The organism is Mycobacterium sp. Aquia_216 (genome assembly GCF_026723865.1).
Lineage (GTDB): Bacteria > Actinomycetota > Actinomycetes > Mycobacteriales > Mycobacteriaceae > Mycobacterium.
Genome location: NZ_CP113529.1, coordinates 5586933 through 5600301, shown reverse-complemented (window position 1 = coordinate 5600301; position 13369 = coordinate 5586933). Strand labels below are relative to the sequence as shown.

Here is a 13369-nt window from a genome sequence, read left to right as displayed (position 1 = left end):
GTGTGCCTTTCACTCCCGATGAACTGCTCTAAGCATGGTGTTTGGGTGGGCCGGCCGGAACCCCCGAGGGCGAGCTGGGACGTCGACGTCGCAATCCGACGATCGCCCGTTCGCTCATGCGCCGAACATTAGCCAGCGGCACAGCACGCGATGCCAAAGTTTGCCGGTTGCCCGCAACGATCGCCGGCTTAAATCAACTGCTTGACTTAAAGCCGTCGGCGCCGATTAACTCTCCGTGTGGCTAACGAACTAGATGGCAAGGTCGCCATCGTCACGGGCGGGGCGTCGGGCATCGGTCGCGGCATCGTGGAGCGTTTCGTCGCCGAGGGCGCGCGGGTCGTGATCGCCGATGTCGAGGCCGACCGGGGCGCGGCCGTGGCCGCGGACCTGGGTGCCAACGCTTCGTTCGACAAGACGGACGTCTCCGATCCCGAACAGGTGGCGGAGCTGGTCACTGCCGCCGTCGAGAAGTTCGGCGGCCTGCACGTCATGGTCAACAACGCCGCAGTTTCGAGTCCCTTGCGCCGGTTCCTCGACGACGACCTAGCCGATTTCCACCGCGTGATGGGGGTCAACGTCCTCGGTGTCATGGCCGGTACCCGAGATGCTGCGCGGCACATGGCGGAAAGCGGCGGCGGATCGATCATCAACCTGACCTCGATCGGCGGGATCCAGGCCGGTGGCGGGGTGATGGTCTATCGCGCGTCGAAAGCCGCGGTCATCCAGTTCACCAAGTCTGCGGCAATTGAGCTGGCGCGCTACGAGATTCGGGTCAATGCCATCGCACCGGGGAGCATACCCACGCCGATCCTGGGTAAGTCGGCCGCCGGGATGGACCCGGAAGAGCTGGCGCAGTTCGAGGCGCGGATTCGTCAGGGAATGCGCGATGATCGGCCGCTCAAGCGCGAGGGCACGACCGACGACGTTGCCCAGGCGGCGCTGTACTTCGCGGGCGACCGGTCGCTCTATGTGACCGGGACCGTGCTGCCGGTGGACGGGGGGACTTCGGCCGGCAAGGTCATCCCGTCCAAAAAACGCGAGGGCTGACCGCGCGGTGGATGTGCCGTCAACGCATTTAAATCAAGCGCTTGACTTAAACAGATCCGCGAGGTTGACTAAACCAATGACCGCGGCAGGCCGAGCCGTTCGCACCGAGCGCGCCAGCTCCACCCAGGAGGCGATCCTGGTGGCCGCCGAACGGCTGTATGCCGAACACGGCGTGTTCGCGGTGTCGAACAGGCAGGTCAGTGAGGCGGCGGGGCAAGGCAACAATGCCGCGGTGGGCTACCACTTCGGCACCAAGGCCGACCTGGTGCGCGCCATCGAGGAGAAGCACCGCGGACCCGTCGAGGAGCTGCGCGAGCAAATGGTGGCCGACCTGCTCGCGTCGGGCGACAACGCCGAATTGCGGGACTGGGTGGCCTGTTTGGTGCGCCCGCTGACCGACCACCTGGCGGATCTCGGCAACCCCACTTGGTACGCGCGGTTTGCGGCACAGGCGATGACGGATCCGGCCTACTACAACATCGTCGTGAAGGGCGCGCTCAGTTCGCCGTCACTGGTCCAGGTGGTCGACGGCTTCAACCGCTGCCTGCCCGATCTACCGGCTGATGTGCACTTCGAACGCAACATCATGGCCCGAAACCTGTTGATGCACACCTGCGCCGATCGCGAACGTGCGCTCGCCGCGGGCGTCGCAATGGCCCAGCCCTCCTGGCGCGCAGCCGCATTCGGCCTCATCGACGCGATCGTGGGGCTGTGGCTGGCGCCGGTCACTCCGCACGAATGAAGAGCTTGCTGATGAAAGTGACTGTCGACCAGAACATTTGCGCATCCTCGGGCAACTGCGTGATGAACGCACCCGAGGTTTTCGACCAGCGAGACGAAGACGGTGTCGTCGTCCTGCTCAATGAGGAGCCATCCGCCGAGCAAACCGAAGCGGTACGCCAGGCCGCCGCGGCGTGCCCCGCTCAGGCCATCTATATCGAGGAATGAGATGTCAGACGCATTGACGAGTCGTACGGCGCAGGCCGTTTCCGAGATTCCCGATTACCCGATGGCTCGCAACGAGCGCTGCCCGTTCGCCCCGCCCCCGGACGTGATGGCGCTGGCCGAAGAGCGACCCTTGTCGCGGGTTCGCATCTGGGATGGCAGCACCCCATGGCTCATCACGGGTTATGAGCAAGTGCGCGAACTGTTCTCCGACTCGCGGGTCAGTGTCGACGACCGGGTGCCCGGTTTCCCGCACTGGAACGAAGGCATGTTGTCGACCGTGCACAAGCGGCCCCGGTCGGTGTTCACCGCCGACGGCGACGAGCACACCCGGTTCCGGCGGATGCTGTCCAAACCGTTCACCTTCCGGCGGGTGGAAGGCCTGCGGCCGACGATCCAGCAGATCACCGACGACCACATCGATACCATGCTAGCCGGGCCGAAGCCCGCGGATATCGTTGCCGCCATTGCGCTTCCGGTCCCGTCCCTGGTGATCAGCCAGATGCTCGGGGTGCCTTACGAGGACGCCGAGATGTTCCAAGAGCACGCCACGATGGGGCTGGCGCGGTACGCCACCGGCTCGGACACCGCCAAAGGCGCGATGAGCCTGCACAAGTACCTGGCTCAGTTGGTCGAGACCAAAATGGAAAACCCCGCCGAGGATGCGGTGTCCGACCTTGCCGAGCGCGTCAAGGCCGGTGAGCTCAGCGTCAAGGAGGCCGCGCAGCTCGGCACCGGATTGCTGATCGCCGGGCACGAGACGACCGCCAACATGATCGGGCTCGGAGTGCTTGCGCTGCTTGAGAATCCCGACCAGCTCGCCGTGGTCCGCGATACCGAAGAGCCCAAAATTCTCGCCAACGCGGTGGAGGAGCTGCTGCGCTACCTCAGCATCATCCAGAACGGCCAGCGCCGCGTGGCATTGGAAGACATCCACATCGCCGGAGAGACCATTCGCGCCGGCGAAGGCATCATCATCGACTTGGCCCCGGCCAACTGGGATCCCGACGCCTTCCCCGAGCCCGACCGGCTGTATGTGCACCGCGCGGGGGCCGACCGCAACGTCGCCTTCGGGTACGGCCGCCATCAGTGCGTGGGCCAGCAACTGGCGCGAGCGGAACTGCAAATCGTGTTCCAGACGCTGTTGCGCCGCATCCCGACCATGAAACTGGCCGTGCCGTTCGAAGAGATCCCGTTCAAACACGACCGGCTCGCCTACGGCGTCTACGAGCTTCCGGTTACCTGGTAAACGGAATCCATTGAGCAGCCCGATGATCACTTCTGAAATGCCGATCCAAATGGAGGGTCAATAATGTCAACGCCGACAACCACCGCTTCGCTCTATCCGCCCGGGGGCTACGGCGCTCCGAAGGATCGGCGCGGCCACGCCGCAGACAGCGATGTGGGCCTGCCGCAAGGGACCGTCGTCTTCTCGGCCGACAACCACATCTCGCTGGCCGACGACATTTTCTACGAGCGTTTCCCGGACGACTTGAAGGACAAGGCGCCACGCATTTGGTATGAGGACGGCGCCTATCAAGTCGGGCGCAAGGGGCAGTCGTTCCTACCGGGCGACTTCAGCGCCGTGCTGATGCAGTACGACGACCTGCCCGGCGCCGCGAGCACCAACATCGAGGCCCGGATCCAAGAGCTGCACGGCGACGGCGTCGAAAAGGAATTGGCCTTCCCCAATGCGATACTTGCACTGTTTCACTACCCGGACAAGCAACTTCGTGAACTTGCGTTCCGCATCTACAACGAGTACATCGCCGAGTTGCAAGAGCGTTCCAACGGACACTTCTACGGCGCGGGCCTGATCAACTGGTGGGAGCCGGCAGGCGCCAGAAAGACTTTGGCCGAATTGAAGTCGTTGGGCCTCAAGACCTTCCTGCTGCCGCTGAACCCGGGCAAGGATGACGACGGCAATGTGATCGATTACGGCAGCACCGCGATGAAACCGGTGTGGGATGAGATCGAAGCCGCCGGCCTTCCGATCACCCATCACATCGGCGAGACCCCGCCGAAAACCCCATGTCAGTTCAACAGCGTGGTGGTCGGCATGATGATCAACATCGACGGCTTCCGCGAGCAGTTCGCCAAGTATCTCTTCACCGGAATTCTCGACGATCATCCAGGGTTGCGGATCGGCTGGTTCGAAGGTGGGATTGCCTGGGTGCCTTGGGCTTTGCAAGACGCCGAGCACCTGATGGGGTCCTACCAACACATGTTCAACCGGCAGCTGGAGCATGACGTGCGCTACTACTGGGACACCCACATGAGCGCGTCGTTCATGGTCGACCCGCTGGGCTTGCAGCTGATCGACCAGATCGGGGTGGACAAGGTGATGTGGTCCAGCGACTATCCGCACAACGAAAGCACTTACGGCTATTCCGAGAAGTCGCTGAAGTCCGTCGTCGACGCCGTCGGCCCGGCGAACGCGAAGAAAATCGTCAGCGACAACATCACGAAGTTCTTGGATCTGCAGTGACGACGTTCGCGCAACTGGACACCAGCACCGGCAACGGACTGGTGATTCCCGAAACACCCGACCTGGCTCGCCTCCGCCGCGAGACGGGGACGCGGCTGCGGTCGGCCATGGCCGACCGTGGCGTCGACGCGATGATCCTGCTCGGCAACAATGCCGTGGTCTACGCGACCGGTGCCAGCTGGCCGCTCGGCGACGCCGGCCTGTCCTACGTCGAGCGACCGGTGGCCGTGGTGGTCGCCGGCGACGAATGGCCGCACCTGTTCCTGCCGTTCCGCGAAGGGGCCTCGCAGGAGTCCGACCTGCCCGCCGATCATTTGCACGGGCCGGTCTATCTCGAGTTCGAGGAAGGCGTAGCCAATTTCGCGCGGGCGATTGCCGGCCTGATTCCGCCCGGAGCGGTGATCGCGGTGGACGAGTGCACGGGCGCGATGTCTCGTAGTGCGAACCTGTTGTTCCGGGACGGCGCCCCCGTCGACGCCGCGGCCATCGTCAGTGCGGCCAAGTCGGTCAAGACCCCGGACGAATTGTCGTGTATGCGCACCGCGATCCGGATCACCGACGAAGCCATGGTCGAAGTCCAGAAGCGGCTGGCCCCCGGAATTCGTCAGATCGATTTGTCGGCAAGCTTTTTGCGCCGTGCCTTCGAGTTGGGCGCCACGGCCAGCATGCTAGAGCCGATCTGGCAGGTGATGCCGTCGAGCAAGGCCGAGGGCGTGTGGACCACGCACGGCGACCTGGCGCTGCCGCTACTGAGCACGGAGCGCGAGCTCGTCGAAGGTGACGTGCTATGGACCGACGTCAGCATCACCTACCAGGGTTACTGCTCCGACTTCGGGCGCACCTGGCTCGTCGGCCGGGACCCGTCGCCGCGCCAGCAGGCGCAGTTCGGAAAATGGTTCGAGATCATGAGCGCGGTGCTGGGTGTCGCCAAGGCCGGCGCTACCGCCGCGGATCTGGGGCGGGCCGCGATCAAGGCCAATGGCGGCACCAAGCCGTGGCTGCCGCACTTCTACCTGGGCCACGGCATCGGCGTCAACGCCGCCGAAATGCCGATGATAGGAACGGATCTCGGCCAGGAATTCGACGAGAATTTTGTTCTCAAGTCTGGGATGGTGCTGGTTCTGGAGCCCGTGGTGTGGGAAGACGGCACGGGCGGCTATCGCAGCGAAGAGGTGCTGGTGATTACCGAGGAAGGCTGGATTCGTTTGACCAACTACCCCTATGACCCCTATGGCAACTGAAGTCCTGCCCGACGAGCGCACGCTGCGCTCGGGGCGTCGCCAGCGGGCCCTAGAGCAGATGGCGGCACACGATCTCGACGTCCTGGTCCTAGGCCGACAAGCCAACGTTCGTTACGTCACCGGGGCGCCGCAACTGTGGGTCGCAGGCACCCGGCCGTTCGGTCCGGGCTGCGTGCTCGTTCGTGAGACCGGTGCGGTGTACCTGCTGAGCACGTGGGACGAGGGTATCCCCGACGACATCCCGCACGAGAACCTCTACGGCATCTCGTGGAATCCGATGAACACGATGTCGGCACTGCAGCGCATTCCGGGTGCGGCAACCGCCCGGCGGGTCGGAACCGATGCGCTCTCACCGGTTTTCGCTCAGCTCTTACCGACCGCGTTCCCCAACGCGCAGCTGGTCGACGGAGAGTTGGCGATGCGGGCCGCCCGCCGGATCAAGACGGCCGAGGAGATTGCCGCGTTGCGGGAGTCCATCGCGGTGGCCGAGTCGGCGCTGGCGGCGGCGGTCTCGGAATTACGGCCAGGGGTAAGCGAACAAGCGCTGGCCGGCGCCCTGTTGGAGGCCGCGGCGGCCGGCGGGGTGAGCACTCCGTCGAATCAAGATGTCGCATGGGTGACTTCGCGCGAGCACCCGTGGCGCCGGGCCGCCGGTAACGGTCGTATCCAGGACGGAGATCTGGTGGCGTTCTCCGCCGGAGTTCTGGCGGGTGGCTATGTCGGTGAGGTCGGACGGACCTGGCCGGCCGATAGAAGGCATGCGCCCAACGGCGCCGCGGCCCTGTACGGGCGCTGGGAGGGCCTGTGGGGCAGGCTGATCGCGGCGTGCCGTCCCGGCGCGGGAACGGGCGAACTGCTGGCCGCCTATCGGGCCACCGGGGAGCCCGAACCGCCGATGCCGGTGGCCCGTGGCCTGGGCATGGGGTTCGACCCGCCCGTCGTCTCCAAGCACCTGCCCTCGACCGCGGCGGGCGAACGGTTGGAGCCGGGGATGGTGCTCGCCGTGACGGGCTACGTATGGGAAGAAGGAGTCGGCGCGGTATTCGGGCGGGAAGCGGTCCTGATTACCGCCGACGGCCCCGAAGTGCTTACCGCGAGCACGTCCTGGCAGCCCTAGCCATGCCCGACGCCTCGGAGCCGGCAGCCGAAGAGATCATCCGGTACGACAAAGACGTCAAGACGCGGATCGCGACGATCACGTTCGACCGGCCGGTCTTCATGCAGAAGGTCTTCTTCGAAATCATGAAGCAGTTCCAGGGCGAGTACCTGGGCAGCATGCTCAGTGGCGTCTTCGAGTCGATGGGCGGCACTGTCCGTCCGGACGTCGGTGACGAGCTGATGCTCGATGACGCCGTGAGGCAGGGTCTGGGCGATGCGGTCAAAGACAACGACGGCAAGTTCCCCGCCGATTGGGCGCTGAGCAAGAAAGCCCGCAAAGCGAAGAGAAAGAAATAGTGGCGTCCGTCGAACCGCCACTGGCCGGTTATGCGGTGATCGATCTGTCCACCGGTATCGCGGGCGCCTACTGCACGAAGTTGCTCGCCGACGGCGGCGCCGACGTCGTCAAAGTCGAGGCACCCCAGGGAGATCCCCTGCGCGAGTGGTCGGCTTCCGGGACAGCCATTCCGGCCGGCGGTGACGGCGCCTTGTTCGGCTTCCTGTCCGGCGGGAAACACAGCGTGGTGGCCGATCCCACCGAGAACGCCGACACCGTATTGGTGAACCGCCTGCTGGCATCGGCGGACGCGGTGGTTTGGTCAGCCGGTTCGAAAATCGTTGAGCACTCGGACTTTACGCCACACGCCATCCTCGGCCGCCACCCGCATCTCACCGTCACCGCGATCACGCCGTTCGGGCTGGACGGCCCCTGGCGAGACCGTGCCGCGACCGAGTTCACACTGCAGGCGTGGTCGGGAGGAATCGTCGGGCTCGGCCGTGGCGAGCAGGAACGGGCGCCCGTCTTCGTCGGCGGACAAGTCGGCGAGTACCTGGCCGGAGCCTACGCCAGCGCGGCCACCCTGGCATCGCGATACCGCCGAATCGACGGCGGGGCAGGCGAACTGCTGGATTTGTCGATGCTCGAAACCCAGATCCTGTGTCTCACGTATTACCCGGTCACCTATTTCGAAGTGCTCGGCCGACCGTGGCGAGACGCTCGGCGGCCGACCATACCAGGAGTGGCTCAGGCAAAAGACGGACTGGTGGATCTCGGCTGCGGCACGGCGCAGCAGTGGTTCGACTTGTGTGCGATGGTGGGTCACCCGGAGTGGATCGACGAGGAGTCGCCGCTGTCGATCACCGAGCTGGCCAATGTCTACGCCGATGAGATCTTCGCGTGGATGGCCAGCACCCCGGTCGACGAAATCCGGGAACTGGCTACGGCATTCCGCATTCCGAACGCGCCCGTCGCCAACGGCGCGAACGTGGCATCGTTCGATCAGTTCGTGGCGCGCGGTTCGTTCGTGCGCAATCCGCGCGACGGCTTCCAGCAGCCGGGTCACCCGTATCGGATGCGCCCGGCGCAGTTGCGCGAGCCGCATCCGGCGCCGCGCCTGGGGGAGCACACCGAGCATTACCGCACCGCGCATCTGTCGCCGCGGCCCGAACCGATCGGTGCGGCAAAATCATTGCCGTTCAACGGGCTTCGGGTGTTGGATATGACGACATTCTGGGCGGGCCCCTGCTGCACCCACTTCCTGGCCATGCTCGGCGCCGAGGTCATCCACGTCGAATCCACCCGTCGTCCGGATGGCACCCGGCTCATCGCCGGTGTCCCGATCACGGAGGATCAGTGGTGGGAGAAGTCGCCGATCTTCGAGGCCTTGAACACCAACAAGAAGGGCCTGACCCTGGACCTGCAGAGTGTGCGTGGCCAGGAGCTGCTTCGCCAGCTGATCGCGACGTGCGACGTGGTCATCGAGAACTTCACGCCCAGGGTGCTGGATCGGATCGGCCTGGATTTCGCTGCTGTTCAATCGATTCGGCCGGATGCGGTGATGGTGCGGATGCCCGGCTTCGGCCTCGACGGGCCGTGGCGGGACAACCCGGCATTCGCCTACGTGATCGAGGCCGCGTCCGGCGTCAGTTGGCTCACCGGCTACCCGGACCGCACGCCGTACGATCCGTATTCGATCGGCGACCCCAACGCGGGCGTGCATGCGCTCAACGCGGTACTGCTGGCGCTCGAACACCGACGCCGCACGGGTGCGGGTGTGTTCGTCGAGGCAGCGATGGTCGATGCGGCGCTGAGCATTTCCGCCGAGCAGATCATCGAGTACTCGGCGTATGGCGCGCTGCTCGAGCGTGACGGCAACCGGGGACCGACGGCCGTGCCCCAGAATCTCTACCGCAGCGCCGACGTCGACGAGTTCGGCCGGCTCGACAGCTGGGTGGCCATCGCCGTGGCGACCGACGAGCAGTGGGAGAGACTGTGCCAGGCAATCGGGTCACCCTCCTGGACAACCGATCCCACGCTTTCGACCATGGCCGGCCGGCGCGAGAACGAGGATTCCATCGACGAGCACCTGGCTGCCTGGTGCGAGAACCGCAGTCGCAACGACATCGTGGCGACCCTCTGGAGCGCCGGCGTGCCGGTGGCAAAGGTGCTGCAGCCACATCGGCAGACCGAGCTGGAGCAGCTGGCGTTTCGCGGCTTCTTCGAAGAAGTCGAGCATCCGGTGAACGGGCGGGCACGGCTCAGCACCGTACCGATGAGGTTCTCCGGCGGTCCGGAGGCGTTTCACGCGAATCCCGCACCCACACTGGGACAGCACAACTTCGAGTTGCTGGCTGAGTTGGGCTTGACCCCCGCGGAGATCGCGGCCCTGGAAGCCAGCGGAGTCATCGGCGTAACACCCGCGATGCGGTCGAGCTAGTGTTTCCACCCTTCGGCCTGCTGGTCGTCGAAGGTGCGGTCGATGCGTTCGAACCTCCGCTTGACCGAGTTCCGGGCCGCCTCGTGCGGCAGGACGTAGAGCCGGTTGGCCATAATCGCGTCGGCGGTCAGTCGGGCCACGTCATCGACCGACACGCCTTGATCCTGTGTCGGAGGCAGCGTGCCAAACCCCTCCGTCAGGTCGGGTGTTGACGCCAGCCCGTAATCCGCGCCGCGAATTCGCTCGGAGTTCGAGACGAGCTTGGTTTCCACGACCATCGGGCAGAGCACCGAAACGCCGATGCCGTTGTCTTTGACCTCGCGGGCCAACGTTTCGGCCAGGCCGACAACGCCATATTTGGCAACGCCGTACGCCCCGAGGCCGGCATTGGGCACCAGTCCGGCGAAGGATGCCGTGAAGGCGATGTGGCCGCCCTTGCCCTGCTCGATCAGCTTGGGCACGAACGCCTCGACGGCGTGGATCGAGCCCCACAGATCGATATCGATCACCCAGCGCCAGTCTTCGTGCGTCATGGCCACGAGCGGACCCGCGACGACGATGCCGGCGTTGCTGAACACGATGTCGACCTGGCCGAGCAGGCGGAAGGATTCATCCGCGAGGTGAACCATCTCTTCGAGATGCCTTACGTCGCACGTCACGCCGTGGGCGTCGACTCCCTCGGCTTCGAGCCGCGCCACGGCCTGTTCGAGCGCGAACTTGTCGACGTCGGCCAGCACCACGCGGGCGCCGCGACGGGCGAACTCAGCGGCGGTGGCTAGTCCGATCCCACTGGCGCCGCCGGTGATTACTGCTCCGCGTCCTTCGAATCCGTCCATAGACCGCGAGCGTATTACCTCCCGAGTCGAAGGCCTGATCGCGGTCCGGTGTGAGAGGCCTCATATAGATAGGGTACTAACTATTAGCCTACTATCCATATATGGCCAGTCTGACCGCGCGAGAGATCGACCCGCTCGCCCTCGAGCACCAGGTGTGTTTTGCGCTCGCGACCACCAACAGGGCGGTCCTGGCGGTGTACCGACCCCTGCTGGAGCCGCTCGGCCTGACACATCCGCAATATCTGGTGATGCTGGCGCTATGGGATCACCTCAAGACCCCCGCGGCGGACCAGTCGCCACTGTCGGTCAAGCAGATCGCGGCGGCATTGCAGATGGATTCGGCCACGCTCTCGCCGATGCTCAAACGGTTGGCGGGACTTGGCCTGATTACTCGCGCCAAGAATGCCGCCGACGAGCGCACCACCGATGTCACGCTCACCAAACGCGGAATCGCGTTGCGCGAGCGCGCACTTGAGATCCCACCCGCCGTCGTCGCGCGTCTCGGTGTCGAGCTGGCTGAACTCGAGAACCTGCATCAGGTCCTCACCCGAATCAACGCGGCCGCCCTGGCAGCCGGCGCATTACAATCCTGACATCCACCCTGAGGAGCCACCATGACCGACGCGAAACCCAATCTCTGGCAGTACGTCGGCTATTCCTACGGACGGTGCTTGCCCGACTCGATGCGCAGCTGGGTGGCACGCGATCTGGCCGGCGAGGGAGCCATCCGCCGGCACATGATCAGATGGGCGATTCCGCCCTTCTTGGTCCTCGCTCCGTTTTGGCTGCTGCCCGCCTCACTGTATGTGCACCTGGAGATGACCGTGCCGCTCTACGCTTGGGCCTTGGTGGTAAACCTTGCCCTGAACAAAGTTTGGCGCCGGCACCGCTTGGCAGTCCATGGGCTCGACCCGAACCTTGTCGACGTGGTCAGCCGCCGGAAAAACGCCCGGATGCACGAGGACTACATCCGCCGTTATGGGCCGCGACCCGAATCGGCGGAGTGGCAGTCCAACAGCAGCCCCTTCTAGCGGCTACTTCAGGCAGCTGCCCGCATCGATGGGAAGCGTCACGCCGGTGACGTAGCGGGCCTCGTCGGAGGCGAAGAACAACACCGCGTTGCTGATGTCGATGGGATCCACCCACGGGATCGGTAGCGTGTGGAACAGCTGGCAGATCGGTGCCATGTCGTCGGGGCCCGGGTTTTCCAGGTCCGGCCGGAACATCTTGAAGGTTCCCTCGTTGTGCAGCATCGGTGTGCTCACGTGGGTTGGGTGCACGGAGTTGACCCGAATCATGTGCTGTCCCAACTCGACTCCGAAGGCGCGCATCAGTCCGACGACGCCGTGTTTGGCGGCGACGTAGTGACCGGTGTGCGGGTAAGCCTTCAGCCCGCCGACCGAGCTGGTCAGGATGATGGAGCCGCCGTTGCCACCGGCAATGATGTGTGGGACACCGGCTTTGACGGATTTCCACACCCCGCCGAGGTTGACGTCGATCATCTCCGTCCAGTCTTCTTCGCTGGTTTTGTCCAGCGTTTCACCGCCATTGCCGATCCCCGCGTTCGCGACGATGATGTCCAGCCGGCCCAGTTGCTCGACGCCGGTGTCCACGGCGGCCTTCAGCGCGTCGAAGTTACGCACGTCGACCTCGGCCGTGTAGATCCTGCGGTTGTGGCCCTTTACGAGGTCGGCGGTCTCGGCCAGATCCTCGGGCGTCGAGGCCGGGATCGCCGAGCCCTCAACTAGGCCCTCGCGGATGGGTTTACAGATGTCGACGGCGATGATGTCGGCGCCTTCTTGCGCCAGCCGCACCGCATGGCTGCGGCCCTGACCACGCGCCGCTCCGGTGACGAAAGCAACTTTGCCTTCAACACGTCCAGTCATCGCTACCTCAATTCGTTGATCGAACCGGCACGTCTCAGCGGAGTGGGTCTGTCATCACCCACCGAGGGTGTCAACGACGAATCCGTTTTGGCTATTTGTAATTCTAGATATTAGAGAATGAGATTCTCACCAGGCAAATCGCGTGCGCTATCTGGTCACGTCGGGGAAGGGCCGCGCGGGTGGGTGCTAGCCGACGAATCCGGCTGAGCAGAAGTCCCACACCTCGTCGGCAGTGATCGGGTGGATCGTCGCGTCGTCGGAGCCCCCGCTGGACTGCGCGATGAACATGACCGTCTGCATTGTCATGGCGGCTATCCGCTTCGGATTGAGTCCCTCGCGTAACTCGCCGGCATCGAAGGCCGATTCCATAAGCTCGGTCAGCAACGCCAGCAGCGGCGCATGGGCGATCTTGACCTCGGCCGGGTGCGTCACCAGCAACCGTGGTGCGAAGTCGGTGAACAGCGGGCGCCGGGCGGCGGGGTCTGGTCGCGAGGCCTCGTACAGCAGCTCGATGGCGACCTTGAGCCGCTCGAGCGGGTCGGAATGGCTTTCGGTAGCGGCCCGGATCTGGTCGGCCGACCGGCTCAGCGCATCTTCGAACAGCGCGAGCAGCAACTCGTGCTTGCCGTCAAACTGCAGATAGAAGCTCCGCAGGGACTGGCGGGAGCGGTCCACGACTTCCTGGACGGTGAAGTCCGTGCTGCCCTTTTCGATGATGATGGCCTGCGCCGCGTCGAGGAAGCGCTGAACGCGCTGCGCCGCACGCAGTTTCGCAGTCTTGATAGATCGCTCGACGGCACGCTGTTTCCAGGCCGGCTCTTCGCTCGGGTTGGTCACGGACGGCTCGGCCGATTGCCGCGAGGGGAGAACATGATTGGACTCTACCGGAGAACGCCGTGACATCGCTGCGCTCGACCCCCTCACGGACCATGTGTTGGAGATTGTAACTTCCTCGTCACGAGAATACTATTCTCCTACACGCGTGTATGGAAGCGGCATCGCAAGAGTAAACCGCTCTGTCGGTGGAAACCCGGATCTACCGACGCTCCAC

General features: G+C 64.7%; 13 protein-coding genes and 1 pseudogene. 11 read left to right on the top strand and 3 right to left on the bottom strand.

The window, feature by feature from the left end; all coding sequences use genetic code 11:
- Positions 1-237 precede the first annotated feature (237 nt).
- The 9 genes and pseudogenes from OK015_RS26185 to OK015_RS26145 all read left to right on the top strand — a co-directional run bounded on the left by OK015_RS26185 (position 238) and on the right by OK015_RS26145 (position 9596).
- Positions 238-1047 (top strand): SDR family NAD(P)-dependent oxidoreductase, encoded by an 810-nt coding sequence (locus tag OK015_RS26185; RefSeq protein ID WP_268127539.1) that lies wholly within the window; start codon positions 238-240, stop codon positions 1045-1047.
- 76 nt (positions 1048-1123) lie between these two features.
- Complete coding sequence (locus tag OK015_RS26180) at positions 1124-1789, top strand: TetR family transcriptional regulator (RefSeq protein WP_268127537.1); 666 nt, start codon at positions 1124-1126, stop codon at positions 1787-1789.
- A gap of 11 nt (positions 1790-1800) precedes the next feature.
- The gene (locus OK015_RS26175) at positions 1801-1995 is read left to right on the top strand and encodes a ferredoxin (protein WP_268127536.1); all 195 of its coding nucleotides are present in this window, start codon (positions 1801-1803) and stop codon (positions 1993-1995) included.
- A gap of 1 nt (position 1996) precedes the next feature.
- The gene (locus tag OK015_RS26170; RefSeq protein WP_268127534.1) at positions 1997-3241 is read left to right on the top strand and encodes a cytochrome P450; all 1245 of its coding nucleotides are present in this window, start codon (positions 1997-1999) and stop codon (positions 3239-3241) included.
- Positions 3242-3304: 63 nt separating this feature from the next.
- Complete coding sequence (locus OK015_RS26165) at positions 3305-4480, top strand: amidohydrolase family protein (RefSeq protein ID WP_268127531.1); 1176 nt, start codon at positions 3305-3307, stop codon at positions 4478-4480.
- Complete coding sequence (locus OK015_RS26160) at positions 4477-5721, top strand: M24 family metallopeptidase (protein ID WP_268127529.1); 1245 nt, start codon at positions 4477-4479, stop codon at positions 5719-5721. Before OK015_RS26165 ends, OK015_RS26160 begins: the two co-directional genes overlap by 4 nt.
- Positions 5711-6838 carry a M24 family metallopeptidase gene (locus tag OK015_RS26155; RefSeq protein WP_268127528.1) on the top strand — a complete coding sequence of 376 codons (1128 nt, stop codon included), beginning with the start codon at positions 5711-5713 and terminating at the stop codon, positions 6836-6838. The genes OK015_RS26160 and OK015_RS26155 overlap by 11 nt, the downstream gene beginning before the upstream one ends.
- 95 nt (positions 6839-6933) lie before the next feature.
- A pseudogene (locus OK015_RS26150) lies at positions 6934-7176 on the top strand (enoyl-CoA hydratase/isomerase family protein); the annotation flags it as partial.
- Positions 7176-9596 (top strand): CaiB/BaiF CoA-transferase family protein, encoded by a 2421-nt coding sequence (locus tag OK015_RS26145; protein WP_268127525.1) that lies wholly within the window; start codon positions 7176-7178, stop codon positions 9594-9596. The pseudogene OK015_RS26150 and the gene OK015_RS26145, both read left to right, overlap by 1 nt.
- Here the strand turns inward: OK015_RS26145 and OK015_RS26140 are convergent.
- Positions 9593-10432: an SDR family NAD(P)-dependent oxidoreductase gene (locus OK015_RS26140; RefSeq protein ID WP_268127523.1), complete on the bottom strand. Its 840-nt coding sequence runs from the start codon at positions 10430-10432 to the stop codon at positions 9593-9595. The genes OK015_RS26145 and OK015_RS26140 overlap by 4 nt on opposite strands.
- Positions 10433-10533: 101 nt before the next feature.
- Between OK015_RS26140 and OK015_RS26135 the strand changes: the two genes are divergently transcribed.
- Both OK015_RS26135 and OK015_RS26130 read left to right on the top strand, forming a co-directional pair.
- Complete coding sequence (locus OK015_RS26135; RefSeq protein ID WP_268127521.1) at positions 10534-11025, top strand: MarR family winged helix-turn-helix transcriptional regulator; 492 nt, start codon at positions 10534-10536, stop codon at positions 11023-11025.
- A gap of 21 nt (positions 11026-11046) precedes the next feature.
- Positions 11047-11463, top strand: a complete 417-nt coding sequence (locus OK015_RS26130; protein WP_268127519.1) for a DUF5313 domain-containing protein — start codon at positions 11047-11049, stop codon at positions 11461-11463.
- Positions 11464-11466: 3 nt separating this feature from the next.
- Here OK015_RS26130 and OK015_RS26125 read toward each other — a convergent pair whose 3' ends face one another.
- Entirely contained in the window at positions 11467-12318 is an 852-nt protein-coding gene (locus OK015_RS26125; RefSeq protein WP_268127518.1) for a mycofactocin-coupled SDR family oxidoreductase, read from the bottom strand.
- Between the two features lie 186 nt (positions 12319-12504).
- Positions 12505-13155: a TetR/AcrR family transcriptional regulator gene (locus OK015_RS26120; RefSeq protein ID WP_268127515.1), complete on the bottom strand. Its 651-nt coding sequence runs from the start codon at positions 13153-13155 to the stop codon at positions 12505-12507.
- Between the last annotated feature and the right edge of the window lie 214 nt (positions 13156-13369).